Here is a 24,207-nt window from a genome sequence, read left to right as displayed (position 1 = left end):
TTTGATTGCCATCACCTTCACTGGTGAGGGCGTTGTTGTTCGTCAATACACCTAATTTGAGCCGGTTCACACTTTTCAATGAAAATTGCTAATCATTTTCACGATGAGCTAAGTAGACTGGCCGCCATTAATATCGAGGCACTTGTACTACATGGCTGAATTCGAAACCACTTTTGCAGATCTGGGCCTGAAGGCTCCTATCCTTGAAGCCCTTAACGATCTGGGTTACGAAAAACCATCTCCGATCCAGGCTGAGTGTATCCCACACCTGCTTTCTGGTCGTGACGTGCTGGGCATGGCCCAGACCGGTAGCGGTAAAACCGCAGCATTCTCGCTGCCGCTGCTGAACAACATTGATCCGGACCTGCGTGCACCGCAGATCCTCGTCCTGGCTCCAACCCGTGAACTGGCTGTTCAGGTTGCTGAAGCAATGACGGAATTCTCTAAACATATGCGCGGCGTAAACGTGGTAGCCCTGTACGGCGGCCAGCGTTATGACGTGCAGTTACGCGCCCTGCGCCAGGGCCCACAGATTGTTGTCGGTACGCCGGGCCGTCTGCTGGATCACCTGAAGCGCGGTACCCTGGACCTCTCTAAGCTGAGCGGCCTGGTACTGGATGAAGCAGACGAAATGCTGCGTATGGGCTTCATCGAAGACGTTGAAACCATCATGGCGCAGATCCCGGAAGGTCATCAGACCGCTCTGTTCTCTGCAACCATGCCAGAAGCGATCCGTCGCATTACCCGCCGCTTCATGAAAGAGCCGCAGGAAGTGCGTATTCAGTCTAGCGTGACCACTCGCCCGGACATCAGCCAGAGCTACTGGTCTGTATACGGCATGCGCAAAAACGAAGCGCTGGTCCGTTTCCTGGAAGCGGAAGATTTTGATGCGGCGATTATCTTCGTACGTACCAAAAACGCGACCCTGGAAGTGGCTGAAGCGCTGGAGCGTAGCGGCTATAACAGCGCAGCGCTGAACGGCGACATGAACCAGGCGCTGCGTGAGCAGACTCTGGAGCGTCTGAAAGACGGTCGTCTGGATATCCTGATTGCAACCGACGTGGCAGCACGTGGTCTGGACGTTGAGCGTATCAGCCTGGTTGTAAACTACGATATCCCAATGGACTCCGAGTCTTACGTTCACCGTATCGGCCGTACCGGTCGTGCGGGTCGTGCGGGCCGTGCGCTGCTGTTCGTTGAGAACCGCGAGCGTCGTCTGCTGCGTAACATTGAACGCACCATGAAGCTGACCATTCCAGAAGCTGAGCTGCCAAACGCAGAACTGCTGGGCAAACGCCGTCTGGAAAAATTCGCCGCGAAAGTACAGCAGCAGCTGGAAAGCAGCGATCTGGATCAGTACCGTGCGCTGCTGTCCCAGATCCAGCCTGTCGCTGAAGGCGAAGAGCTGGACATGGAAACCCTGGCCGCAGCACTGCTGAAAATGGCGCAGGGCGAACGTAGCCTGATCGTGCCACCTGATGCACCGATGCGTCCTAAGCGTGAGTTCCGTGACCGTGACGATCGTTTCGAACGTCGTGGCGACCGTAACGACCGTGGTCCACGCGGTGACCGTCCAGAGCGTGGTGGTGAAGACCGTCCACGTCGCGAGCGTCGTGACGCTGGCGAAATGGAACTGTATCGCATTGAAGTGGGCCGTGATGATGGTGTTGAAGTTCGTCACATCGTTGGCGCGATCGCTAATGAAGGCGACATCAGCAGCCGTTACATCGGTAACATCAAGCTGTTCGGTTCACACTCAACGATCGAGCTGCCAAAAGGCATGCCGGGCGAAGTACTGCAGCACTTTACTCGCACCCGCATTCTGAACAAGCCAATGAACATGCAACTGATGGGTGATGCACAGCCTCGCTCTGACCGCGGTGGCGAACGCCGTGGCGGTGGTCGCAGCTTCGGTGGCGAGCGTCGTGAAGGCGGTCGTAGCGAAGGTCGCACTGGCGAACCTCGTCGTTTCTCCGGCGAGCGCCGTGAAAATCGTGGCCCACGCCGCGAAGAAGGCACCAGCCGTCGTCGTTTCGGTGACGCGTAAGCCTTTTCGCTTTTGACGTAAAGTAAAATATACAGCCCCGATAGTTGTTATCGGGGCTTTTTTTATTCCTTTTGTACTCTTGTACTGGTACAGTGCATCACATTAAAATGCACACCACATTTTTGACTGGAGATAAGGCCGCATGGCAACACTAACCACCACCCAAACGTCACCTTCGCTGCTTGGCGGCGTGGTGATCATCGGCGGAACCATTATTGGTGCCGGGATGTTCTCCCTGCCAGTGGTTATGTCCGGTGCGTGGTTCTTCTGGTCGCTGGCGGCGCTGGTTTTCACCTGGTTCTGCATGCTCCATTCCGGGCTGATGATCCTTGAAGCAAACCTGAACTACCGCATTGGCTCCAGCTTCGACACCATCACCCGAGATCTGCTGGGCAAAGGCTGGAACATGGTGAACGGGTTGTCCATCGCGTTTGTACTCTATATCCTGACCTACGCGTACATTTCAGCGAGCGGATCGATTCTCCATCACACCTTCTCCGAGATGTCGCTGAACGTTCCGGCGCGTCTGGCGGGTCTCTGCTTCGCGCTGGGCGTGGCGTTTATCGTCTGGATGAGCACCAAAGCGGTCAGCCGCATGACGGCGATCGTGTTGGGCGCCAAGGTCATCACCTTCTTCCTGACCTTCGGCAGCCTGCTGGGGCACGTCACGCCGGCCACGCTGTTTAACGTTGCGGAAGTGAACACCTCCTACACGCCATACCTGCTTATGACGTTGCCATTCTGTCTGGCGTCGTTCGGCTACCACGGCAACGTACCGAGCCTGATGAAGTACTACGGCAAGGATCCGCGCACCATCGTGAAATGCCTGATTTACGGCACGCTGCTGGCGCTGGGGCTGTATGTGATCTGGCTGCTGGGGACGATGGGTAACATCCCGCGTCCGGAATTTATCGGCATTGCGCAGAAGGGCGGTAACATTGATGTGCTGGTACAGGCGCTGAGTGGCGTGCTGAACAGCCGCAGTCTGGATCTGCTTCTGGTGGTCTTCTCTAACTTTGCGGTGGCGAGCTCATTTCTCGGCGTGACGCTGGGCCTGTTTGACTACCTGGCAGATCTGTTTGGTTTTGATGACTCTGCGATGGGGCGCTTCAAAACGGCGCTGTTAACCTTCCTGCCGCCGATTGTGGGCGGCCTGCTGTGGCCGAACGGTTTCCTGTACGCCATCGGCTATGCAGGACTGGCGGCTACCATCTGGGCGGCGATTGTACCGGCGCTGCTGGCGCGTAAATCACGTAAGCGCTTCGGCAGCCCGAAATTCCGCGTCTGGGGCGGAAAACCGATGATTGCGCTGATCCTGGTATTTGGTCTCGGCAATGCGGTTGTGCACATGCTGTCGAGTTTTAATCTGTTGCCCGTGTATCAGTAAACAGAAAGCCCGGTGGCGCTACGCTTACCGGGCCTACAGGGATCGCGTAGGCCGGATAAGGCGAAGCCGCCATCCGGCAAAAAACTACCCCACCAACTCCTCTTTCACCTGCATCGCCAGATCAAATGAATGCAAACGCGCCTGATGATCGAAAATCTGGCCGTTGACCATAATTTCATCCGCCTGCGTTTCTCGTAGCACTGCCTCCAGACCGTGACGCACCTTCGCCTTATCACCCACCAGCGACATGCTCAGGGCCTGCTGCACGCCATACTGCTCGGAGGCCGACCACAGCTGATGCATATTTTCTACCGGTGGTGGCAACTGGCCCGTCTCGCCGCGACGCAGCTTCACAAACGCCTGCTGCATGGAGGTAAACAGGAATTCCGCGTCGCGGTTGCTGTCGGCGGCAATGATATTGATGCACACCATCGCATACGGCTTCTCAAGACGCTCGGAAGGCTTGAAGTTTGTGCGGTAGAGATGCAGAGCCTGATGCAGCATATCCGGTGCGAAGTGGGAAGCGAACGCGAACGGCAGCCCCAGCTGTGCGGCAAGCTGTGCGCTGTACAGACTTGAGCCTAACAGCCACACCGGGATTTTCTCGCCGTAGCCCGGCACCGGGCGCACGTGCGGGTTAGGATCGCTCGCATCGAACCAGTCTACCAGCTCCGCTACATCACGCGGGAAGTTGTCGATATCGCCGCTCATATGGCGACGCAGGGCGCGCATGGTCGGTTGGTCGCTGCCCGGCGCGCGACCAAGACCCAAATCAATGCGACCGGGGTAGAGTGTATTCAGGGTGCCAAACTGCTCGGCAATCACCAGCGGGGCATGGTTCGGCAGCATCACGCCACCGGAGCCAAGGTGCAAAGTAGTGGTATTCGCCGCCAGATAGCCAATCAGCACTGAGGTGGCAGCGCTGGCGATGCCCACCATGTTATGGTGCTCCGCCAGCCAGTAGCGGTGATAGCCACGTTTTTCGGCAAGCTGAGCCAGATCCAGAGAGTGCGAAAAGGCTTCTCTTGCCGAGGAGCCTTGTGGAATCGGTGCCAGATCCAGCACCGAAAACGGAATGGTTTTGTCAGTCATAACAGCTCACTTTGTCGACGGTCAATCTTTAATACTGCATTAAAAAATGATAACCGTTGTTAACAAAGTGAGCTTTTTTACCCCTGCAATTCCAGCCCGGCGAGACGTTTCCAGTAACCGTTGCAGTCGCTGTTTGCCGTCAGCGGCAGCGGCGAGGTGCCGTTTTCGTTGGCACGGAAGGCGTCCAGCATGGCGAACACGCCGGTATCGAGCGGCGAAAGACGCACCATATCCACCAACCCATGCATTGACGCCAGCTCGTTGCCGAGGTTATAGACGTAACCGCTCATAGTCTGAATGCCGTTGAGGACAAACACCTGCTGATTCTCCTGCGACAGCATGCTGCGTCCGTTCGGGTACTTAATGCAGCAGGTTTCACACTCGTCTTTCGGGCGATCTTCGGAACGCGCGGTGAAGCAGCGGGCAGAGTAGGCCAGCGGCAGATGGCCGTAGCTCAGCACTTCGACTTCAAACTGATTGCGAATGCCCAGCTCGTCACACTGATTTAGCAGGTTGACCAGCCAGTCGCGGGAGAGCTCAACCGGCATGCACCAGCGTGTCATCCCCTGTTTGAGCAGCAGGCGCAGGGTCACCGCGTTATAGCAGTTCAGCGCATGTCCGGCGACAAACGGCAGCTTACGCTCGGCGCACATGTTCACCACGCCCAGGTCGCTCGCCTCCAGCAGGAACTCACCGTTTTCGACGTAGCGCTTCAGCTCGCCCAGTTCAGAGGACGCCTGCACCAGCGCCAGCGTCGAGAGCACCACCTGCTTGCCGCTGCCGGCCAGGCTTTTCGCCATATCCAGCCAGTCGCCCACTTTGGTGGCACGGCGCTTGCTGCACACCGCTTCGCCGAGGTAAATCACATCGGCGCTGCTGTTAGCCGCCTGCTGGTAAAAATCTTCCAGCGTCTCTTTTGGCCAGTAGTAAAGCACCGGCCCTAATGAATATTTCATGATTATCTCACTGCCATTTACGGTGATACGCGCCGAGCGTGGTTTGCGTGCCTTCGGACATCGCGCCGAGCGTCTCCATCCAGGCCGCCTGCGGGGCGTAGTTTTGCGGGTCCGCCATGCAGCGGTCGATGGCCTGACGCCACACCTTCGCCACCTGGCTCACGTAGGCCGGGCTACGCTGGCGGCCTTCGATTTTCACCGAGGCAATGTTGGCGGCCAGCAGTTCCGGCAGCAGCTCCAGCGTGTTGAGACTGGTGGGCTCCTCCAGCGCGTGGTAGCGCTCGCCGTCCACCAGATAGCGGCCTTTGCACAGTGTCGGGTAGCCCGCGTTTTCACCGTCCTGATAGCGGTCGATTAACACGTTATTCAGGCGCGACTCCAGTCCCTGCGGCGTTTGCTGCCAGCGAACGAAGCGGGCAGGCGAGCAGGCACCGACGGTGTTTGGCGATTCCCCGGTAAGATAGGAAGAAAGATAGCAGCGGCCTTCGGCCATGATGCACAGGCTGCCGAAGGCAAAAACCTCCAGCGGCACTGGCGTGACGCGCGCCAGTTGCTTAACCTGATGAATAGAGAGCACGCGCGGCAGCACCACGCGGGCTACGTCAAAGTGTCGATGATAAAAACGCACGGCCTCTTCATTGGTGGCCGATGCCTGAACAGAGACGTGGCGCTCAATATGCGGATAACGTTCTGCCGCATACTCAAGCATAGCGAGGTCGGCCAGGATCAACGCATCGGCGCCCAGCTGGGCCGCCATATCCACGGCGCGCTGCCAGCGGGCGTAGCCATCAGGATGGGCAAAGGTATTGATGGCGATGTGCAGTTTGCGCCGGTGCTGGTGAACGAAGTTAACGGCTTCCTGAAGCTTTTTCTCCGTAAAGTTAAGACCCGCAAAATGGCGGGCATTGGTATCATCTTTCAGCCCGATATAGACCGCATCGGCCCCATTTTCGATGGCCGCCTTAAGCGCCGGAAGGTTTCCGGCAGGGCAGAGCAGCTCCATAATTTATCCCGATGTTGTCGATCGCAGGGATCGTAAAAAATGTTAACGAGCTGGGATTTTAATTAACCCATACGCGACAATTTTTGATTTAAGGCAGCTAATGGCGTATTGATGGCACCAATAATGAGGTATACCGGGCAACGGTTTGTTGATTTACGCCGCTATCTTCTTGTCGGGATATGGCAAAATAGCAGGACTATAGCTATCAGGGAGTAAAGCTCGTGCTGGATAAACTGCGTTCACGTCTCGTACAATTTGGCCCATCAATGCTGAGCGTGCCGGTAAAACTGGCGCCGTTCGCGCTTAAACGCCAGGTGCTGGAACAGGTACTGAGCTGGCAGTTCCGCCAGGCGCTACAGGACGGTGAGCTTGAGTTTCTGGAAGGCCGCTGGTTAAAGATTGAAGTACGCGATATCGGGTTGCGCTGGTTTACTTCCGTAGAGAACGATCGGCTTATCGTCCGTGAAACCGCCGAGGCGGATGTCAGCTTTAGCGCGGATGCCAGCGATCTGCTGATGATCGCCGCGCGCAAACAGGATCCGGACACCCTCTTCTTCCAGCGTCGTCTGGTGATTGAAGGCGACACGGAGCTCGGTCTGTACGTCAAAAATTTAATGGATGCCATTGAGCTGGAGCAGATGCCGAAAGCACTGCGTATGATGTTGATGCAAATGGCAGATTTCGTTGAGGCCGGGCTAAAAACCCCGCCGGACAGTAAACACACTTCAGTAGGTGAACCATGCTGATTCGAGTCGAAATTGGGATTGATGCGCCGGGTATCGATGCGTTGTTACGCCGCTCTTTTGCAGGCGACGCCGAAGCTCAACTGGTTCACGATCTTCGCGAAGATGGCCTGATTACGCTGGGCCTGGTTGCCACCGACGATGAAGGGCAGGTAGTCGGCTACGTGGCGTTCAGCCCGGTGATTGTGCAGGGTGAAGAGTTGCAGTGGGTCGGCATGGCGCCGCTGGCGGTGGATGAAAACTACCGTGGACAGGGCCTGGCACGCCAGCTGGTCTATGAAGGGCTGGATTCCCTGAATGAATTCGGCTATGCCGCTGTCGTCGTTCTGGGCGATCCGGCGTTCTACGAGCGTTTAGGCTTTGAGCCAGCGTCCAGATACGATCTGCGCTGCCACTGGCCAGGCACGGAAACATCTTTCCTGGTCCATCCTCTGGCGGACGATTCGCTCGATGGGGTTACCGGTCTGGTGGAGTACCACGATCATTTCAATCGTTTTTAAGCAGGCTTTCGCGTAGCGCCTCGAAAGAGCCGTCCCCGTTGACGAGACGCTCTTTCTGGCGCTTCGTCAGCTGCTTGATGCGGTATTCCAGCCTGAGCGCCAGGGATCTGTCGCCCACGGCGGCTGAAAACGCCAGCTGAAGTTCACCTTTCCCCCGCAGTGCTTTCGCCCCTTTTCCCGTTTGATGTTGTAAAAAACGCCGTGCCACATCGGTAGTGATCCCGGTGTAGAGTGCGTTATCAGCGGTTCGGACAAGATAGAGAAACCAGCACACGGTAAACAGATTCAGTATGTTAAGGTGAACGCACCATAGCATGAGAGAGAGCGAAAATGGAAACACTGGCCGCCATTAACCGCTGGCTGGCAAAGCAGCATGTTGTGACCTGGTGCGTCTGTAAAGACGAGGAGATGTGGTGCGCAAATGCCTTTTATTACTACGATCCCGAGCGCGTGGCCTTTTACGTGATGAGCGAAGACAAAACGCGGCATGCGCAGATGACGGGCCAACAGGCAAAAGTGGCGGGCACGGTAAATGGTCAGCCTAAAACCGTTGCGCTGATCCGCGGGGTCCAGTTCAAAGGCGAAATTCGTCGCCTGGAAGGTGAGGAAAGCGACGCCCAGCGTAAACGCTATACGCGCCGCTTCCCGGTGGCCGCAGCGCTAAAAGCCCCGGTGTGGGAAATCCGCCTCGATGAGCTGAAATTTACCGACAACACCCTGGGCTTTGGCAAGAAGCTGCACTGGTTACGCACCGAGCAGGCGTAGCGCTTCGCGGTTAAACGCTGGAAGATCGTCCGGCGTACGGCTGGTGATCAGCTGATCGTTATCGTTCACCACTTCCTGATCGTAGAACTCGGCACCGGCGTTTTTCAGATCGATAACGATCGGTTTCACCGCGGTGAGCTTACGCCCGCGTACCACCTCGGCGCTGATGAGCAGCTGTGGACCGTGGCAAATGGCAAACACCGGTTTACCGGTGCCGACGAAGTCACGGGTAAAGGTGACGAAACGCTCGTCCCCGCGCAGGGAATCCGGTGAATGGCCGCCCGGTAACAGCAGGGCGTCGAAATCCGACGGGCTGACGTTATCAATGGATTCGTCAATGGTCACGCTGGCTTCACCCTTGTGGCCCTTCACGGTTTTACCCGCTTCTTTTTCGATGGTGACCACCTCGTGGCCCGCCTTGCGGAATGCCTCTGCTGGCGACGTAAATTCTGAATCTTCAAACTCGTCGGTAATCAAGACTGCGATTTTTTTACCCATGCTTCCTCCGTTGTTTTCGCTTCAGACTGTTTTTTTCCCGTTTGTGGTAAATACTTACCGGTAACAGACTTTTAAGTGTGGTAGAGCAGGCCCAGATCGCAAACGGACAATTCTGTAAAGGGGACAAGATGAGTCAGGTACTGATTACCGGCGCAACCGGGCTGGTGGGTGGACATCTGCTGCGGCTGCTGATCCAGGATCGGCATATCAACTATATCGCCGCCCCGACGCGTCGCCCGCTGTTGGATATCACCGGCGTCTATAACCCGCACGATCCCCAGCTTACCGACGCGCTGGCGCAGGTGCAGGATCCCATTGATATCGCCTTTTGCTGCCTTGGCACCACCCGACGGGAAGCGGGCAGTAAGGAAGCCTTTGTCCATGCAGATTACACGCTGGTGGTAGATACCGCCCTGACGGCCAAAAAGCTGGGTGCAAAGCATTTCCTGGTGGTCAGCGCGCACGGCGCGAACGCAGGCTCGCCGTTTTTTTACAACCAGGTGAAGGGCAAAATGGAAGAGGCGTTAATCGCGCAGCAATGGGAGCGCCTGACCATCGTGCGGCCTTCCATGCTGATGGGCCACCGCGACGAACGGCGTTTTAACGAGTCTTTTTTCGCTCCGCTGTTTCGCATCCTGCCAGGTAACTGGAAGTCCATCGAGGCGCGGGATGTCGCGCAGGCGATGCTGAAAGAGGCACTGGCTCCGTCGCAAGAGGGGGTTAATATTATCCCTTCGGCAAAACTGCGTGAAATCGCGCAGGGCGAGGCGTAAACTTCCCCGGCTTATTAAATAACACTTTCCGGGGAATGGTATGACTGGTCAGTCTTCATCTCAGGCGGCAACACCTGTTCAGTGGTGGAAGCCCGCACTCTTCTTTCTCGTGGTCATCATTGGCCTCTGGTATGTGAAATGGCAGCCGTACTACGGTAAAGCCTTCACCGCCGCCGACACCCACAGCATCGGTAAATCGATTCTCGCGCAGGCCGATTCCAGCCCGCTTCGCGCGGCGTGGGATTACGCAATGGTCTATTTTCTTGCCGTCTGGAAAGCGGCGGTATTGGGCGTATTGCTGGGCTCGCTGATTCAGGTACTTATCCCGCGTAACTGGCTGATAAAAACCCTGGGACAACCGCGCCTGCAGGGCACGCTGCTGGGAACGATTTTCTCCCTGCCGGGCATGATGTGCTCCTGCTGCGCTGCACCGGTGGCGGCGGGTATGCGCCGACAGCGCGTGTCGATGGGCGGCGCGCTTGCCTTCTGGATGGGTAACCCCCTGCTGAACCCGGCAACGCTGGTGTTTATGGGCTTCGTTCTCGGCTGGCATTTCGCGTTTATCCGTCTGGCGGCTGGCCTGCTGACGGTGGTGCTTGTCGCTACGCTGGTGCAGCACCTGGTGAAAGACAACGAGGCCGGGCCTGCCTCCGTTGAGCTGGACCTCAGCGATCCGCAGGGCAGTTTCTTATCTCGCTGGGGCAAAGCGCTGTGGCAGCTTTTCTGGAGCACAATCCCGGTCTATATCCTGGCCGTACTGGTGCTGGGGGCGGCGCGCGTCTGGCTGTTCCCGCATGCGGATGGCGCTATCGACAATACGCTGATGTGGGTGATTGCGATGGCGGTGGCCGGTTGCCTGTTTGTGATCCCAACCGCGGCGGAGATCCCGATTATTCAGACCATGATGATGGCTGGCATGGGTACCGCACCGGCGCTGGCGCTGCTCATCACGCTGCCGGCGGTGAGCCTGCCGTCGCTGATCATGCTGCGTAAGTCATTCCCGGCGAAAGCGCTGTGGCTGACGGCGGGGCTGGTGGCGTTGAGCGGAGTGATTGTGGGGAGTATGGCGCTTGTGTGAAAGAAAGCCCGGTGGCGCTGGCGCTTACCGGGCTTACAGTCAGGTGTGAATTACTTGATATAAGTAAAGGCGGTGGTGACGTGCTTCACGCCGCTCACCCGGCTGGCGATATCCGCCGCCGCTTTCCCTTCACGTTCTGTCACCAGGCCCAGCAGGAACACTTCGCCGTTCTCCGTGGTTACTTTCACGTTTGAGGATTTCACCTGGTCGGTACCCAGCAGCTGGGAACGCACTTTGGTGGTGATCCAGGTATCAGATGACGCGGTGCCGAGACCAATCGGCTGGCCCTGGCGGATCTCGTTAAACACTTCCGCCGTACCTTCTACGCCCATCGCGATCTGTTTGGCGCGCGAGGCGAGTTCAGGGGTTGGCGCCTGGCCTGCCAGCAGAACTTTACCCTGATAAGCCGTCACGTTAATGCGTGCTTCCTTCTTGATCTGTTCGTCTTTCGACAGCGCACTGTTTACGCGCAGCTCAAGCGTACCGTCATCCACCTGCGTCCCAACGGTACGCGGATCGGTCGCTGCTTTGGTGCCGACCGCTGCGGTACCGACTACAGCGGCAGCGATGCATCCCTGAAGCAGTAATGCAGACATCACGACTGCAAGGGCCGATAAAACCTTCATGAGAACTCCTTAATCATCCTGGTGAGGGAAAAGCGTGTTATCGATCAGATCGCATAAGCAGTTCACCGTGAGCATATGCATCTCCTGGATGCGGGCGCTACGGTGCGAAGGAATGCGGATCTCCACATCCTGCGGCCCCAGCAGGCCAGCCAGCTCACCGCCGTCGTAACCGGTCAGGGCGACAATCGTCATGTCCCGGGTTACTGCCGCTTCAACCGCCTTAACGATATCCCGGCTGTTACCGCGCGTGGAGATCGCCAGCAGCACGTCTCCGGCATGGCCTAAGGCGCGCACCTGCTTGGCGTAAATTTCGTCATGCAGACGATCGTTGGCAATCGCAGTTAAGACCACGTTATCGGTGTTTAGTGCAATGGCAGGTAAACTCGGTCGCTCGGTTTCGAAGCGATTGATCATGCTGGCAGCAAAATGCTGTGCGTTGGCGGCGGACGTGCCATTGCCACAACAGAGGATTTTGTTGCCGTTGAGCAGCGACTGAACCAGCGTCATCGCTGCACGCGAGATCGCGTCCGGAAGGGCTTCCGCTGCGGCAATCTGCGTTTGAATGCTTTCTGTGAAGCACACTTTTATTCGTTCGAGCACGGTATCCCTTTAAAATCTTATTTATGCGTCTTCGCCAAACGCGTTTTTAAGCCAGTCGATCGCATTTCCGGTGAAGGCTACCACATCGAAACGGCAATCCACAGTATCAAAACTCCCATTATGGCGGGCAAGCCACAAGTGGGCAGTCTGTAATAATTTTTGTTGTTTGGCGAGCGTCACGCTGGCGGCAGCACCGCCAAAACGGGACGACTGTCGGTAGCGTACTTCAACAAACACGATGGTTTGACCGTCTTTCATAATCAGGTCAATCTCGCCGCCGCGCCCGCGAACGTTGGCGGCGACAAAGCGCAGTCCTTTGCCTTCAAGCCAGCGGCGCGCTTTTAGCTCCCACGCGTCGCCGGTCTCTTTGCGGCTTAACTGGCCGGGACGATCTGCCCCTGCTGGTATTTGAGCCATGATAACTTCCTGTTAATCACACAATCCTGATCGGCGGTCAGATCGCCGGTATTCCCGTTAAGCTCAAAGCCCGGTACCTGGCGCATCTGGGTAAAGTGGTTTGCCAGCGCCCAGGCATCGACGCCCATCGCGTACAGGCGCGCCAGGGAATAATCATTGCGCACCGCGCCCAGCGCCTGCTGCATCAACTGCGGGTTGCTGCCTGCCAGCATAGGGATCTCGCTGTATTGCAGTCCTTCCATTTCCAGACGGAAATCCGGGCCTGCGGTACCCTGTGCGCTGCGGGAGCTGGCGTAGAGCGTTGCGCCGCTCTGGCTGCCGTTACGCATGGCGATCATTGGTTTGATAAAGGCGATCTCTTCCGGCGTAGCGACGATGTATGCCGAATCCACTTTACCGCCGCCGCTGATTTGCGCGTCGGTAGGGGGGGCTGGGATCGTCAGACCGCCGATGGTGACGCTCTGCTGCTGCGGCAGGCTGGCGGATACCGGGCTACCGTTGAGGGCAATACCTGCCCCGCCGTTCACGCCCGCTCTCAGTTCGGAAGCTGAGCCAAATTTCTGCTGCAACACCACGCCACCGCCAAGGGTCTGCCACTCTTGCGCAAAGGCGTTGGCAACGCGGTCGCCCAGCGTGCTGCGTGGGATCAGCAGCAGCGGCGCCTGCTTGCCCTGCTCGTGAATATGACGGGCCGCATCGCGGGCTTCATCCTCCGGAGAGAGGGCGAAGTAACAGATATTGGCGCGGTTCTGAACCTGCTCAGGCTGGTTAAGCGCCAGCACGTTCAGCGTGGTGTTGCTCTTCATCAGCGCTTCCACGTTGTTTTTCAACAGCGGGCCGACAACGATGCTGGCCCCGTCCTGCTGAACCTGCGCCAGCACCTGGTCAAGCGGCTGGGCGCTGGTGTCGTAGATTTTCAACTCTGCACCAGGGTTAGCGCTGGTGGTGGCCACAGCCTGCGGCTGGGCTGCTGGCTGCTGTTCCGGCTGCGCGGTTTGCGGCTGAGGTTGTTCTGCCGTCGCGGGCGCCGGGGTTTCAGCCGGGGCCTGTGTTGCCGCAGGCGCTGAGGTAGCGGGTTGCGTCGTTGGGGCGGTAACCGGATTCTGCATGGTGCCCTGGGCAGGGGTTTGCGCGGTGGTCAGGTCGCTGGTTTCGGCGGCTGACGGACTGACGACGTCATTCACATTCGCCGCCTGTGCTGCCTGCGCCGGAACGGCGCTGCCGGTGACGGCGGTAGTGCCGTTTTTCGCGGCTTCAAAACCTTGCTGAATGGCGCGGCCAAACACCGCTGCCTGGCCGTTTAACGGCAGCAGCAGGGCGATTTTGCTGGTGGAGGCGGGCTTAAAGTTTTGCACGTTCACCAGCTGCGTTGGCAGCATTTTTGCTCCCGGGTTTTGCGGGTAGCGCTTTTGCCAGTCGGTAATGCCGGCTTTCAGCATGTTCGGATCGCTGCGGTTGTTGAACCACATCTGTTGCAGATCCAGCCAGCCTTGCAGGACATTTTCATCGGCGTTGATCACCAGCGCTCTGGCCTGATCCTGGGTCATGGAGGCGAGTGCCTGCCAGGTTGCGTCAATATTTTTCTGCTTGTCCGCACCCGCAAGCAGAGGCTCCTGGGCAATCAGCGCGCGGAGAAGCGTCAGGGAGGGGCGACCCTGCTCAGCGGTGATACCGGCCTGCCAGAAACGGGCCTGCTGATTCTTATCCAGCGCGCTCAGTTCGATAGTGCCGAGGATCTTCTTCGCGCCGTCGAAATCTTTCAGCGCGACCTTCAGTTCTGCCGACAGCAGCGTCTGCTCATGGTGCTGATCGTCGTTAAGATCCTGCGGCAGCTGGCTGAACAGCTCGGCGGCCTGCTGGGTTTTTCCTTCCTTCAGCAGTGCACGAATGGCGAGTAATTGCCAGTTGATCCTGGTATCATTTGAACTCTGCGACATTTGTTGCAGATAAAAGCCAGAATCAGCCTGAGCGGATCCCTGCATATGAGCAGTGCTCTGGTCGGGTGCCTGAGTGCCGCAGCCGGTAAAGATCAGAGCTGCCAGCAGGAGGGGCACGCTGTGCGCGGCTTTTTTACGAAGAAACGTTAACGGTACCATACTGTATCCAGTGATTTTTTTACGCAATGCTCAATATTAAATCGGCAATACGGACGAAACAATGAAACAACACGAAACGGCAGATAATTCTCAAGGCCAGCTTTATATTGTACCTACTCCTATCGGGAATTTGTCTGATATTACCCAACGTGCACTCACTGTATTGCAAGCTGTTGATTTAATTGCTGCTGAAGACACCCGTCATACCGGTTTACTGCTGCAGCACTTTGCCATTAACGCCCGTCTGTTTGCCCTGCACGATCACAATGAGCAACAAAAAGCCGAAACGCTGGTGGCGAAGCTGAAAGAAGGGCAGAACATCGCGCTGGTCTCCGATGCGGGTACGCCGCTTATCAACGATCCGGGTTACCATCTGGTGCGCACCTGCCGTGAAGCAGGGATCCGCGTTGTGCCGCTGCCGGGGCCGTGTGCTGCTATTGCCGCATTAAGTGCGGCGGGCCTGCCGTCCGATCGTTTCTGCTACGAAGGTTTCCTGCCTGCTAAATCCAAAGGCCGTCGCGACGTGTTAAAGGAGCTGGAAGCAGAGCCGCGTACCCTGATTTTTTACGAATCAACCCACCGCCTGCTGGAAAGCCTGGACGATATGGTTACCGTCTGGGGCGAATCCCGCTACGTGGTGCTGGCGCGCGAGCTGACCAAAACCTGGGAAACCATTCACGGCGCGCCGGTTGGCGAACTGCTGGCGTGGGTGAAAGAGGATGAGAACCGCCGCAAGGGCGAAATGGTGCTGATTGTCGAAGGGCATAAAGCGCAGGAAGACGCCCTGCCTGCCGATGCGCTGCGTACGCTGACCCTGCTACAGGCTGAACTGCCCCTGAAAAAAGCGGCGGCGCTGGCGGCGGAGATCCACGGCGTGAAGAAAAATGCGCTGTATAAATATGCGCTGGAGCAGCAGGGGGAGTAAGCCCCTGCCGCCTGTTTTGCCGGGTGGCGGCTTCGCCTTACCCGGCCTACACCGTGTCAAAGCCTTACTATTTTCCCGGAATCGCCTCAAACACCAGCGTTTCCAGCGGTTGCAGCGTAATCACCACAGCGTTTTTATATTCCTCTGGTACGGTCGAATTACTGCCGTACACGGCTTTCAGGGTAAACTGCGAGCGCTCTCCTGCCGGGATCTCAAAATCTTTGGTTAAATCCAGGTAGTAACGTTGCGGCTTATCCGACGGGTTGCGTAAACCAAAAATCGCTTTGTCTTTACTCCATGAGGCCCAGCCGTAAACCTCAAGCGAAGTTGGGTCACCGCCAATCCAGTGCGTATCCACCAGCACGCTGGCATTCTCACGCGACCACTTCGCCGCCTGTGCCAGGGTGTCCCACTTCGCCTTGTTAAGCATGGACGGCGTGATGTACAGCTCCTGAAGTTGAGTTCCGGTCGCGAAGTAGCTCCAGACCTGATCGGCAAAATCACCGTCCGTTTGTACTTTCTCCAGTCCATAGTAAGCGTTCTCTGCACTGACGATCCCGTGGTACATCAGGGAGTTCAGCGGGAACAGCGGGCCTTTGCGTACGATGGAGCGATAAGTTTCGGCATCCCGGTAGGTCATCCACTGCTGCACTGGCGTGCCGGGACCGTACAGGTTGATATCATCGCCCTGACGCCAGATTGAATCAGCATAGAACAGCCAGGACGGGCTCGCGTCGGTCCCGGTGGTCAGGTTGATAAACAGGTTCGGGTTTGCGCTGCGCATGTTGTGCAGCAGGGCAATGGACGCGTCAAAATCCGATGCAAATGGGCTGTCCTTGATATGCGAATTGGCGTTACCCATTCCGTCGAGCTTGAACGAGGTAATGTGCTCGTTTTTGATCAGCTTAATGATCTGATCGTTAAAGTTTTTAAAGTAGTTCGGCCCCGACAGCGCCAGCTTGCCGTCTACGGTTTCGAAACCATACTCTTTTGCATACGAGACGCGAATATCGCGCGGCTTGTTGTAACCGCCCCACGGTGAAAGCCACAGCCCAACCGAGCTATGCAGGCTATCGGCTTTTTCCCTGACTTTGCCAAAACCGTTGCTGAATGCCGGGCCAAACAGCCAGCGTCCGGTGCGATCGTCCCAGCCATCGTCCAGCAGGAACGCGTCCAGCGCCACCCCGCGTCCGGCAATAAATTCTTTATTCCATTCGTCCATCCGTCCAATGACATCCTGCTCGGAGTAAGGAGTAAAGAAGCCGATGTCCATCCAGCTGTTGTAGTGCAGATAAGGCTTATAAGGCCGCGGGCGCACGGCATCGATAAACTGGTTTACGCTTCGCCGCAGCTGATTAGTTTCCGGGAAAGTGCCGAACCAGGTGGTAAAACTGACCGGTGTCTCAGGCAGAATTGGCGTTTTCAGCTCCACGTTGAGGTTCGTGGTGGCTTCATAAGCGTAAGTATTCACAATCGGTTTGTCTGGCAGGATGAAGAACGAGTCGGCCACGATTGGCGAGCTGTTAATCGCCCCGTCAACGTAAGGTGCCTGAGACTGCTTCTTCGTCGGGAAGAAGGTCATTTTCGCTACGTCCCGCGGCTGCCCGACGGCGGCGATGGTGTAGCCGATGCTGGCGTATTTTCCCTTCACCAGGTTCAGTTTCACCGTTACGTTAAAATCCGGATGCGTAAAGTCGATGACTATCGCGTTGCCCTGCTTTTCGACGTGCTTGATTTTGAAATCAGCGGTGTGGATTTTTGTTTCATCCGGCAGCGTCAGAAAGAACAACTCCTGGGGCGTGAGCGGATGGTTAGCTTTGCTGTCCGTTACCACTACCGTTGCATTTGCATCATCAAACGAAAGGGCAATATTGTTGTTACTGAGCGCGTAGTTTGCTGCCGCCGCGCCATGAGAAACACAGAGAGCCAGCAGTGAGAGAGTGAGCCTTTTTTTCATCGGGGTAAGATCCTTATCAGTAATGCTTCAGCATTCGGTTGATGGACTGTTCCAGCCAGTAGCGCTGGGTGCCGAAGTTAATACGCAGGTAGTTTTCGCCGTTTTGTACGTAGTGGCTGCCATCTTCGATGACCACGCCAGCCTGTTTGGCGAAATGTTGGGTTAGCGCCGTCGCACTGCGATCGTCTGCACTGACGTCTATCCAGGCGAGATACGACGACTCCGGGTTCATCATCTTCCATGCAGGGAAGTGGGTCTGGATGGCATCTGCAAGGTAGCGGGCATTGCCGCGCAGATAACCATTCAGCGCGTCGAGCCATGGCAGACCTTGCCGATAGGCCAGAATAATTCCCCACACGCCGAAGATATTGGGCGAGGTAATGGAGTTCTTCTCCAACTGCTGGCGGAAACGCTGGCGCAGCGAATCGTCTGGAATCATTGAGTAGGATGTTTTTAGCCCGCCAAGGTTGAAGGCTTTATTGGGGGAGGTCAGCACAATCAGGTTGTCCTGGGCGGCACAGCCCGAAGTCAGACAGCTGACGAATGTACCGTCCAGAATGTGCTCGGCGTGAACCTCATCAACCACCAGAATCGTGCCGTAGCGCTTACAGAGATCGGACACCTGGCGTATCTCATCCGCGCGCCAGATGCGGCCCGAGGGGTTATGCGGCGAGCAGAAAAACCACAGTTTTGGACGGTGAGTTTTGAGCTGAACTTCAATCAGATTAAAATCCAGCTGATAGCGGTTTTCCTTCACGCTCAGCGGATTTGCAAGCACCCGCACGCCCTGTCGCTGTGTCGCCATCGCAAACGGGTCATACACCGGGGTGTTCATCATCACGCAGTCGCCGGGATTGCAGAACGCCTGAACCGTATAGTGCAGCGTAGAAACGGTGCCGTAGGTCAGGGTGATCCATGACTTATGCACCTCAACCTGATGACGGGTGCGCTGGAAGGCGATGACCGCATCGTAGAATTCGTCGAAGCACCAGGTGTAACCGAAGGTGCCATGCTCCACGATGCGCTGAAAGCCTTCAATCACGGCGGGTGGCGAGGTGAAATCCATGTCTGCTATCCACAGCGGGATAAATCCCTCCGGGACATCACCGAAACGCGAACACACAAACGCATGATCCCATTTACGGCATTTATCGCTTTTACGCTCAATGATTCTGTCGAAATCAAACACAACGACCCCCTGTTAAATTAAGGCTTCAATGCCGGATTTGACGCTCTGCACCTGCGGGCCGATGATCACCTGAACGCTGTGGGCATCAAGCACCACGACTGACAAGGCGCCAGCGGCCTTCAGCGCCTGCTGGTCGATAAGCCCCATATCTTTCACCACCAGACGTAAGCGGGTAATGCAGTTGTCGAGCGACTCAATATTCTCTTTACCGCCAAGCGCGCGAAGAATAAGCCCATGATCGTATTTTGATTTTCCACGTGCCCGGGTATTGGCTTCCACCGCCTGGAGCGCACCCTGCGCGTCAACCTCACGGCCTGGCGTTTTTATATCGTGCTTGAGGATGTACCAGCGGAAGACGAAGAAGTAGATAGCAAACCAGGCAATACCCACCGGGAACAGCAGATACCATTTGGTCGACATCCCCTGCATGACGCCGAAGATCAGCAGATCCAGAATACCGCCGTCAGTGTTGCCGATGGTGACGCCGAGCAGCGCCATCACCATCAGCGCCAGGCCAGACATAACGATATGAAACGCGTAAAGCACAGGGGCAATAAACAGGAACAGGAACTCAATCGGCTCTGAAATACCCGTGACAACTGAAACCAGCACGCCTGAAAGCAGCAGCCCTTTAATCACCGGACGGTTTTCCGGGCGCGCGGTGCGGTAGATAGCGTAAGCCACGGCAGGCAGGCCGAAGATAAAGGTCGGCATAAACCCTTGCGATAAAAATGCCGTAACGTGCGGGCTAAACGGCAGACCCGCTTTCAGCTCGGCGTAGAAAATGTTCAGCGCACCGGCCACTTCCTGGCCGTTAACCATCTCAATGCCGCCCGCCGGGGTGAAGCGCACCATCGCCAGCAGAATGTGATGCAGGCCAAAAGGTTTGAGTAGCAGCACGCCCACGCCATACAGGAACGGCCCAAAGACGCTGGTGCTCTGGATGATATGACCAATCCCGGCAATGCCCATTGCCACATATTCCCACAGCAGGGGGATGACCAGGCCGACCAGCGACAGGGTGAGGGCGGTAACAATCGGAACAAAACGAATGCCGCTAAAGAAGGCAAATGCGTCGTGCAGCACCGTGTCCTGGAAGCGTTCGTGCAGGAAGTAGGTGATCACCCCTACCACAATGCCGCCGAGCACGCCCATCTCCAGCGTTTGAATGCCAAGCACGATGGATTGTCCCACCTGTCTCATGGTGGCGGCATCCGCAAGCTGGTGGGTGGCGGTCAGGTAGTAGTTGATGCTCATGTTCATCAGCATGTAGCCAACGAATCCGGCAAAAGCGCCCACCGCTTTATTACGCCTGGCAAGGCCCATTGGGATCGCCATGGCAAACATCAGCGGCAGATAGGTAAATGCAAAGCCGCCGACCATGGCGATAAAACCAAAGGTGAGCTGCGTTAACTCGCCGCCCAGAAAGGGAAAACTTTTGATGGTGGAAGGGCTGGTGACAGAACTACCGATACCTAACAACAACCCCATAAAGGCCAATAGCGAAACCGGGAACATAAACGTCTTTCCCAGGCTCTGGAAAAACTCCCACGCTTTCGATTTAAACGACTTTTCCTGTGTCATGTAGGGACTCCTCGGATTTTTAGGATAATGGAAGGCGCTGTCCGGCTTAAGGACGCGCCTTCATATTTGCGAGGCTTATAGTTATTTTTTAGGTACTAACGTTATGCGCGATGGGTTCAGGCTTCAGCCGGAAGCAGCAGCCGGTTCGCCGAGCCGCAAACGGTGATTTTGCTTCTGACCACCTCTTTCATGGCATCCATGCCGACGCGCATGTAGAAGCGCGGATCGTTGCCCTGTGGGTTCTCGGCAAACCAGGCTTTGACTGCGTCAGAGAAGGCGATTTTCAGCTCTGTTGCGACGTTAACTTTGCAGACGCCCAGCTCAATGGTGCGGCGCACATCCTCATCCGGAACATCGCTCGCACCGTGCAGTACCAGCGGCACTGTCACTACCTCGCGGATCTCGGCCAGCCGCTGGAAGTCGATTTTTGGGCGTTTGGTATAGAGGCCGTGCGCGGTTCCGATGGCAACGGCGAGGCTGTCCACGCCTGTCAGTTCGACAAAGCGTTTTGCTTCCTGCGGGTCGGTCAGGAACGCGCTTTCGGCGTCGACGCTCATGTCATCTTCCACTCCACCCAGTCGGCCCAGTTCGGCCTCGACGCTACAGTCGTTGAGGTGACAGAAATCGACGACCGATTTCACCAGCTTGACGTTTTGTTCGAAGGGGTAATGGCTACCGTCGATCATTGCGCTACGTACGCCGGCATGGACTTTGCGGCGAATGTCATCCAGCGATTCGTGGTGATCGAGGTGTAGCGCCAGCGGCATGTCATAAGTAAGGGAATATGCGCTGCACAAGGCGTAGATCTCTTCCAGCGCAATATGTTTAAACGTCCCCGGCGTACCCGCGAGGATCACCGGGGATCGCATTTCGCTACAGACTTCGAGGATCGCCTGGATCGTCTCGGCGTTATGAATGTTAAAGGCCGGAACGGCATAGCCCTTTGCCTGTGCGTCCTGCAAAAGATATTTGGTGGTAATAATACTCATGAGCCTGTCCTCTTAAGCCTGCCACGGATGAATAACGACGCCCTGGACCACACGGTTAACCGTACCGCTGGCGGATGGCGTATCTGGCGTATTGCCAACGTGCAGAGACTGGGTCAGTGCGAAGACCTGGGCGTACATCAGGAAGCAGAACGCCTGCTCCATATCGTTAAATGAACGAGAAGGCGGCAGCAGGATATGCGGGCCAGCTTCAATGACCGGATCCGTTTCGGCTGCAATGGCTACTACCCGCATAGCCTGACGATCGCGACGTAGCTCGGCGAGCAGATCCAGATCGTACTGACGCGTGTACGGATGGCTGGAGACAAACACGACGACCAGCGTTTCGTTGTCCACCAGCGACTTAGGCCCGTGACGGAAACCCGTTGGCGAATCGTAGAATGCCGCCAGCTTGCCGGCGGTCAGCTCCAGCACTTTCAGCGCAGACTCCCGTGCGGCGCCCTGTAATCCACCGCTGCCCAGATAAACAATGCGTTTCCACGGTTCGTTACCAAAGACGCCGGGGCTGAAATCGCCAAGCGATGTGAGGATCGCCTGACAGCGATCGGACACGTCGCGGAACGTTTTGCTGTTGATCGTTTCCGGTGCGAATACCGCCAGGCAGCTCGCCATCATGGTGGTGATGCTGCTTGTCATCGCGAACCCGCGATCGTGCGTTTCGGCTGGCATGAGCAGAGCGCAGGCGTTATCGCTGTCGACGGCATTCTGATACAGGCTGCCCGCTTCATTACAGGTGATCGACAGGTGGTAGCACTCCGGTACGAACTGATTCGCCAGCTCAACGGCGGCGACGCTCTCCGGGCTATTGCCAGAACGGGCGAAAGAGACCAGAAGCAGCGGGTGCGCAGGGCTGAAATAATCCATCGGGTTGGTGACCAGATCGGTCGTAGGTATCGCGGTGATGTTTTTCCCCGTGTGGCTGGCAAGCCATGGCGCAATGATGTCGCCGATAAAAGCGGACGTACCCGCACCGGTCAGAACGATCCGCAGATCGGGCTTGCGCAACAGTGGCGTCAGAAAACTGTCGATCGACGCGCGCAGATTATCAATATTGTTGAGCGAGCGAAGCCAGCTGGCTGGCTGCTGGCGGATCTCTTTTTCGGTCCAGGTGCCGGTGGTGGCGGTAGTGGTTTGTGGCATAACTCAGTCCTTAGTCGTGTGAATTCCACATCAGACGCTGGCAAACGTGTCGCTATCTTTCGTTTCGTTTCACTTGTTCACTTTAGCAGTTAAATAAAATCTATAGAAAAGAAATCGAAAGTTCAATGGCGTAAAAGAAATAAAACGAAAAGTGTGATCGCGAAAGGAAAGGAGAAAGTCAAGGAAAGGAAAAGAAAGGCCTTACGATCGTCTTCCGTAAGGCCAACAGGGCACACTGTGAAAGGGCTACAGGGAAAGAGCCTGACCCTGGATCCAAATCTGCCGGAGGTGTAAACCCGCATCCAGCGCAATAATATTGGCGCGTTTGCCCGGCGCTAACGATCCCAGCAGGTGATCCATACCAAGCAGACGGGCGGGATGCAGTGAAGCCATATGGATAGCTTGCTCTGGGGCGACCCCCGTATGCTCCACCATATTTCGCACGGCGGCATCCAGCGCGAGCGTGCTGCCCGCAAGCCCGCCTGAGGCCGTGCGGACAACGCCGCCCTGCATCTCGACACTTTCACCACACAACGTATAGCCCCCATCAGGCATACCCGCCGCCTGCATGGCATCGGTAATCAGCACCGTACGATCCTTCGCGCAGCAACAACACAGCCGCATGGCTCCAGGATGAACGTGATGCCCGTCGGCAATAAGCTCCAGCCACGCGCGTGGGTCCGTAAGGCCAGCGCCAACCATGCCGGGCTCCCGGTGGTGTAACCCCGTCATGCCGTTGTAGCAGTGCACCAGCCCGGCTGCGCCTGCATCAAATGCGGCCAGGGTTTGCGCGTATGTAGCGGCGCTGTGGCCCAGCATGACGCGTATCCCTTTTTGCTTGAGGTGATGGATCGCCTTCAGGGCTTCCGCTTTTTCCGGAGCAAGCGCCACTACCCGCAGCGTGTTCTGCGAAACCGCAATCAGATCATCAAGTTCCGCGAGATCCAGTTCGCGAAACAGTTCTTGCGGATGTGCCCCTTTGTTCTGCGGCGTAAAGTACGGGCCTTCCAGATAGCTGCCCAGGACCTGCGCACCGGGGCCACCGACATGACAGCGTCGGGCAATGCGCCGTAACGCGCCATGGATCGCCTCCAGCGGAGCGGTGACGGTGGTAGGCAGAAACGCCCCCACGCCTTCACGCGCTTTATGCATGGCTAACCGGTCCAGCACGTCGGGGGCATCATCCATCACATCCACACCCGCGCCGCCGTGGACGTGGATATCAATGTATGCCGGGCAAAGCAGGTCTGCCTCGCGGGTGTTAATCCCTGCCGGAATCGGCTCGATGGCGGTGATGACGCCTCTATCCATGCGCAGCTGATGGTCATCCAGCCAGCCCTGCCCGGTAAGCAGACGACGCGCGCGCAGCAGCTGGCTCATATCCCTTCCTCGGCGGGCGCTTCCTCGCGACAGCGTGCAAGCTCATCCACCAGGCTGGTCAGGCCGCGATGGCCGCACTCCAGCGCCTGCAAACGAAATGCTTCACTGCTTAACCCTTCGCGCTCCAGAACCATCTCCAGCAAAAGCTGGAGATTGGTGCCGGTGATCACTTCGCTGCCGGGGTGTTGCATCGCGAGGGTAGAGGCCACACGAAACGGCGTACCGCCGAGAAGATCGGTGAGAAACACGATATCGTGCTCTGCATCCAAATCATTCACTGCCTTCTCAAGCTGCGCGGTCAGCTGCGCAGTGGTGGAGCTTTCCGGAAAATCGATGGCGATAAACTGCGGCTGTTCGCCGAGGATTTGCTTCATCGCCTGTTCCAGCCCGCTGGCAAAACCGCCATGACCCGTCAAAATAATGCCTAACATCGCAACCTCTTTG

Annotated in this window: 25 protein-coding genes; 9 read left to right on the top strand and 16 right to left on the bottom strand. The window is 56.9% G+C overall.

Going from position 1 to position 24,207, the window contains the following annotated elements; all coding sequences use genetic code 11:
- Positions 1 to 78 precede the first annotated feature (78 nt).
- From yrbN to mtr, 3 genes are all read left to right on the top strand, one after another.
- On the top strand, positions 79 to 159 hold the full coding sequence (gene yrbN, locus L2Y28_RS19665; protein ID WP_097397692.1) for a protein YrbN: 81 nt from the start codon (positions 79 to 81) through the stop codon (positions 157 to 159).
- On the top strand, positions 152 to 2,047 hold the full coding sequence (locus L2Y28_RS19660; protein WP_022649514.1) for a DEAD/DEAH family ATP-dependent RNA helicase: 1,896 nt from the start codon (positions 152 to 154) through the stop codon (positions 2,045 to 2,047). The genes yrbN and L2Y28_RS19660 overlap by 8 nt, the downstream gene beginning before the upstream one ends.
- A gap of 142 nt (positions 2,048 to 2,189) precedes the next feature.
- Positions 2,190 to 3,434, top strand: coding sequence for a tryptophan permease (mtr, locus tag L2Y28_RS19655; RefSeq protein ID WP_022649513.1), 1,245 nt, complete (start codon positions 2,190 to 2,192; stop codon positions 3,432 to 3,434).
- 84 nt (positions 3,435 to 3,518) lie between these two features.
- Here the strand turns inward: mtr and L2Y28_RS19650 are convergent, their stop codons facing one another.
- From L2Y28_RS19650 to L2Y28_RS19640, 3 genes are all read right to left on the bottom strand, one after another.
- On the bottom strand, positions 3,519 to 4,526 hold the full coding sequence (locus L2Y28_RS19650; RefSeq protein ID WP_022649512.1) for an LLM class flavin-dependent oxidoreductase: 1,008 nt from the start codon (positions 4,524 to 4,526) through the stop codon (positions 3,519 to 3,521).
- A 77-nt stretch (positions 4,527 to 4,603) separates the two neighbouring features.
- The gene (locus L2Y28_RS19645) at positions 4,604 to 5,482 is read right to left on the bottom strand and encodes a U32 family peptidase (protein WP_022649511.1); all 879 of its coding nucleotides are present in this window, start codon (positions 5,480 to 5,482) and stop codon (positions 4,604 to 4,606) included.
- A gap of 7 nt (positions 5,483 to 5,489) precedes the next feature.
- Entirely contained in the window at positions 5,490 to 6,485 is a 996-nt protein-coding gene (locus L2Y28_RS19640) for a peptidase U32 family protein (protein WP_022649510.1), read from the bottom strand.
- Positions 6,486 to 6,706: 221 nt separating this feature from the next.
- Here L2Y28_RS19640 and L2Y28_RS19635 point away from each other — a divergent pair, with 221 nt between their 5' ends.
- Positions 6,707 to 7,231 (top strand): SCP2 domain-containing protein, encoded by a 525-nt coding sequence (locus L2Y28_RS19635; RefSeq protein ID WP_003861771.1) that lies wholly within the window; start codon positions 6,707 to 6,709, stop codon positions 7,229 to 7,231.
- Positions 7,225 to 7,728 (top strand): GNAT family N-acetyltransferase, encoded by a 504-nt coding sequence (locus tag L2Y28_RS19630; RefSeq protein WP_022649509.1) that lies wholly within the window; start codon positions 7,225 to 7,227, stop codon positions 7,726 to 7,728. The genes L2Y28_RS19635 and L2Y28_RS19630 overlap by 7 nt, the downstream gene beginning before the upstream one ends.
- On the opposite strand, the gene L2Y28_RS19625 is transcribed toward L2Y28_RS19630, so the two are convergent.
- Positions 7,715 to 8,044, bottom strand: coding sequence for a GIY-YIG nuclease family protein (locus L2Y28_RS19625; protein ID WP_003861768.1), 330 nt, complete (start codon positions 8,042 to 8,044; stop codon positions 7,715 to 7,717). The genes L2Y28_RS19630 and L2Y28_RS19625 overlap by 14 nt on opposite strands.
- Positions 8,045 to 8,058: 14 nt before the next feature.
- Here L2Y28_RS19625 and L2Y28_RS19620 point away from each other — a divergent pair, with 14 nt between their 5' ends.
- Positions 8,059 to 8,493 (top strand): YhbP family protein, encoded by a 435-nt coding sequence (locus L2Y28_RS19620; RefSeq protein ID WP_022649508.1) that lies wholly within the window; start codon positions 8,059 to 8,061, stop codon positions 8,491 to 8,493.
- Here L2Y28_RS19620 and L2Y28_RS19615 read toward each other — a convergent pair.
- Complete coding sequence (locus L2Y28_RS19615; RefSeq protein WP_015571965.1) at positions 8,473 to 8,991, bottom strand: type 1 glutamine amidotransferase domain-containing protein; 519 nt, start codon at positions 8,989 to 8,991, stop codon at positions 8,473 to 8,475. The genes L2Y28_RS19620 and L2Y28_RS19615 overlap by 21 nt on opposite strands.
- A gap of 128 nt (positions 8,992 to 9,119) precedes the next feature.
- Between L2Y28_RS19615 and L2Y28_RS19610 the strand changes: the two genes are divergently transcribed.
- Together L2Y28_RS19610 and L2Y28_RS19605 are read left to right on the top strand one after the other, a co-directional pair.
- Complete coding sequence (locus L2Y28_RS19610; RefSeq protein ID WP_022649507.1) at positions 9,120 to 9,764, top strand: NAD(P)H-binding protein; 645 nt, start codon at positions 9,120 to 9,122, stop codon at positions 9,762 to 9,764.
- Positions 9,765 to 9,804: 40 nt separating this feature from the next.
- A complete protein-coding gene (locus L2Y28_RS19605) occupies positions 9,805 to 10,842 on the top strand; it encodes a permease (RefSeq protein WP_022649506.1) in 1,038 nt (345 codons plus the stop codon).
- Positions 10,843 to 10,892: 50 nt separating this feature from the next.
- Here L2Y28_RS19605 and dolP read toward each other — a convergent pair whose 3' ends face one another.
- The 4 genes from dolP to L2Y28_RS19585 are packed head-to-tail and all read right to left on the bottom strand — an operon-like array spanning position 10,893 to position 14,581.
- Positions 10,893 to 11,468, bottom strand: a complete 576-nt coding sequence (gene dolP / locus L2Y28_RS19600) for a division/outer membrane stress-associated lipid-binding lipoprotein (RefSeq protein WP_022649505.1) — start codon at positions 11,466 to 11,468, stop codon at positions 10,893 to 10,895.
- 9 nt (positions 11,469 to 11,477) lie between these two features.
- Positions 11,478 to 12,068 (bottom strand): DnaA initiator-associating protein DiaA, encoded by a 591-nt coding sequence (gene diaA / locus L2Y28_RS19595; RefSeq protein WP_003861754.1) that lies wholly within the window; start codon positions 12,066 to 12,068, stop codon positions 11,478 to 11,480.
- Positions 12,069 to 12,089: 21 nt separating this feature from the next.
- Positions 12,090 to 12,485: a YraN family protein gene (locus tag L2Y28_RS19590; RefSeq protein ID WP_022649504.1), complete on the bottom strand. Its 396-nt coding sequence runs from the start codon at positions 12,483 to 12,485 to the stop codon at positions 12,090 to 12,092.
- Positions 12,443 to 14,581: a penicillin-binding protein activator gene (locus tag L2Y28_RS19585; RefSeq protein WP_022649503.1), complete on the bottom strand. Its 2,139-nt coding sequence runs from the start codon at positions 14,579 to 14,581 to the stop codon at positions 12,443 to 12,445. Before L2Y28_RS19585 ends, L2Y28_RS19590 begins: the two co-directional genes overlap by 43 nt.
- 61 nt (positions 14,582 to 14,642) lie before the next feature.
- Between L2Y28_RS19585 and rsmI the strand changes: the two genes are divergently transcribed.
- A complete protein-coding gene (gene rsmI, locus L2Y28_RS19580; protein WP_022649502.1) occupies positions 14,643 to 15,506 on the top strand; it encodes a 16S rRNA (cytidine(1402)-2'-O)-methyltransferase in 864 nt (287 codons plus the stop codon).
- Between the two features lie 67 nt (positions 15,507 to 15,573).
- On the opposite strand, the gene L2Y28_RS19575 is transcribed toward rsmI, so the two are convergent.
- From L2Y28_RS19575 to agaF, 7 genes are all read right to left on the bottom strand, one after another.
- Positions 15,574 to 17,463: an enterotoxin gene (locus tag L2Y28_RS19575; protein WP_022649501.1), complete on the bottom strand. Its 1,890-nt coding sequence runs from the start codon at positions 17,461 to 17,463 to the stop codon at positions 15,574 to 15,576.
- 16 nt (positions 17,464 to 17,479) lie between these two features.
- The gene (locus tag L2Y28_RS19570) at positions 17,480 to 18,652 is read right to left on the bottom strand and encodes a MalY/PatB family protein (RefSeq protein WP_022649500.1); all 1,173 of its coding nucleotides are present in this window, start codon (positions 18,650 to 18,652) and stop codon (positions 17,480 to 17,482) included.
- 12 nt (positions 18,653 to 18,664) lie between these two features.
- Positions 18,665 to 20,236 carry a maltose/glucose-specific PTS transporter subunit IIBC gene (gene malX / locus L2Y28_RS19565; RefSeq protein ID WP_022649499.1) on the bottom strand — a complete coding sequence of 524 codons (1,572 nt, stop codon included), beginning with the start codon at positions 20,234 to 20,236 and terminating at the stop codon, positions 18,665 to 18,667.
- A gap of 116 nt (positions 20,237 to 20,352) precedes the next feature.
- On the bottom strand, positions 20,353 to 21,225 hold the full coding sequence (gene kbaY / locus L2Y28_RS19560; RefSeq protein WP_022649498.1) for a tagatose-bisphosphate aldolase subunit KbaY: 873 nt from the start codon (positions 21,223 to 21,225) through the stop codon (positions 20,353 to 20,355).
- Between the two features lie 12 nt (positions 21,226 to 21,237).
- Entirely contained in the window at positions 21,238 to 22,383 is a 1,146-nt protein-coding gene (locus L2Y28_RS19555) for an SIS domain-containing protein (protein WP_022649497.1), read from the bottom strand.
- A gap of 246 nt (positions 22,384 to 22,629) precedes the next feature.
- Positions 22,630 to 23,763, bottom strand: coding sequence for an N-acetylglucosamine-6-phosphate deacetylase (gene nagA, locus L2Y28_RS19550; protein WP_022649496.1), 1,134 nt, complete (start codon positions 23,761 to 23,763; stop codon positions 22,630 to 22,632).
- Positions 23,760 to 24,194 carry a PTS galactosamine/N-acetylgalactosamine transporter subunit IIA gene (gene agaF / locus L2Y28_RS19545; RefSeq protein WP_022649495.1) on the bottom strand — a complete coding sequence of 145 codons (435 nt, stop codon included), beginning with the start codon at positions 24,192 to 24,194 and terminating at the stop codon, positions 23,760 to 23,762. Before agaF ends, nagA begins: the two co-directional genes overlap by 4 nt.
- Positions 24,195 to 24,207 lie beyond the last annotated feature (13 nt).

It is taken from the genome of Enterobacter sp. JH25 (assembly GCF_021725435.1).
Lineage (GTDB): Bacteria > Pseudomonadota > Gammaproteobacteria > Enterobacterales > Enterobacteriaceae > Enterobacter > Enterobacter intestinihominis.
The sequence above is the reverse complement of the archived record's forward strand: the minus strand, read 5'-3'. Positions and strand labels throughout refer to the sequence as shown.

What these genes read in the sequence shown, in the direction of transcription:
- yrbN (WP_097397692.1), top strand. Translation starts at nt 79, where the DNA reads ATGAAAATTGCTAATCATTTTCACGATGAGCTAAGTAGACTGGCCGCC.
- L2Y28_RS19660 (WP_022649514.1), top strand. Translation starts at nt 152, where the DNA reads ATGGCTGAATTCGAAACCACTTTTGCAGATCTGGGCCTGAAGGCTCCT.
- mtr (WP_022649513.1), top strand. Translation starts at nt 2,190, where the DNA reads ATGGCAACACTAACCACCACCCAAACGTCACCTTCGCTGCTTGGCGGC.
- L2Y28_RS19650 (WP_022649512.1), bottom strand. Translation starts at nt 4,526, where the DNA reads ATGACTGACAAAACCATTCCGTTTTCGGTGCTGGATCTGGCACCGATT.
- L2Y28_RS19645 (WP_022649511.1), bottom strand. Translation starts at nt 5,482, where the DNA reads ATGAAATATTCATTAGGGCCGGTGCTTTACTACTGGCCAAAAGAGACG.
- L2Y28_RS19640 (WP_022649510.1), bottom strand. Translation starts at nt 6,485, where the DNA reads ATGGAGCTGCTCTGCCCTGCCGGAAACCTTCCGGCGCTTAAGGCGGCC.
- L2Y28_RS19630 (WP_022649509.1), top strand. Translation starts at nt 7,225, where the DNA reads ATGCTGATTCGAGTCGAAATTGGGATTGATGCGCCGGGTATCGATGCG.
- L2Y28_RS19625 (WP_003861768.1), bottom strand. Translation starts at nt 8,044, where the DNA reads ATGCTATGGTGCGTTCACCTTAACATACTGAATCTGTTTACCGTGTGC.
- L2Y28_RS19620 (WP_022649508.1), top strand. Translation starts at nt 8,059, where the DNA reads ATGGAAACACTGGCCGCCATTAACCGCTGGCTGGCAAAGCAGCATGTT.
- L2Y28_RS19615 (WP_015571965.1), bottom strand. Translation starts at nt 8,991, where the DNA reads ATGGGTAAAAAAATCGCAGTCTTGATTACCGACGAGTTTGAAGATTCA.
- L2Y28_RS19610 (WP_022649507.1), top strand. Translation starts at nt 9,120, where the DNA reads ATGAGTCAGGTACTGATTACCGGCGCAACCGGGCTGGTGGGTGGACAT.
- L2Y28_RS19605 (WP_022649506.1), top strand. Translation starts at nt 9,805, where the DNA reads ATGACTGGTCAGTCTTCATCTCAGGCGGCAACACCTGTTCAGTGGTGG.
- dolP (WP_022649505.1), bottom strand. Translation starts at nt 11,468, where the DNA reads ATGAAGGTTTTATCGGCCCTTGCAGTCGTGATGTCTGCATTACTGCTT.
- L2Y28_RS19590 (WP_022649504.1), bottom strand. Translation starts at nt 12,485, where the DNA reads ATGGCTCAAATACCAGCAGGGGCAGATCGTCCCGGCCAGTTAAGCCGC.
- L2Y28_RS19585 (WP_022649503.1), bottom strand. Translation starts at nt 14,581, where the DNA reads ATGGTACCGTTAACGTTTCTTCGTAAAAAAGCCGCGCACAGCGTGCCC.
- rsmI (WP_022649502.1), top strand. Translation starts at nt 14,643, where the DNA reads ATGAAACAACACGAAACGGCAGATAATTCTCAAGGCCAGCTTTATATT.
- L2Y28_RS19575 (WP_022649501.1), bottom strand. Translation starts at nt 17,463, where the DNA reads ATGAAAAAAAGGCTCACTCTCTCACTGCTGGCTCTCTGTGTTTCTCAT.
- malX (WP_022649499.1), bottom strand. Translation starts at nt 20,236, where the DNA reads ATGACACAGGAAAAGTCGTTTAAATCGAAAGCGTGGGAGTTTTTCCAG.
- kbaY (WP_022649498.1), bottom strand. Translation starts at nt 21,225, where the DNA reads ATGAGTATTATTACCACCAAATATCTTTTGCAGGACGCACAGGCAAAG.
- L2Y28_RS19555 (WP_022649497.1), bottom strand. Translation starts at nt 22,383, where the DNA reads ATGCCACAAACCACTACCGCCACCACCGGCACCTGGACCGAAAAAGAG.
- nagA (WP_022649496.1), bottom strand. Translation starts at nt 23,763, where the DNA reads ATGAGCCAGCTGCTGCGCGCGCGTCGTCTGCTTACCGGGCAGGGCTGG.
- agaF (WP_022649495.1), bottom strand. Translation starts at nt 24,194, where the DNA reads ATGTTAGGCATTATTTTGACGGGTCATGGCGGTTTTGCCAGCGGGCTG.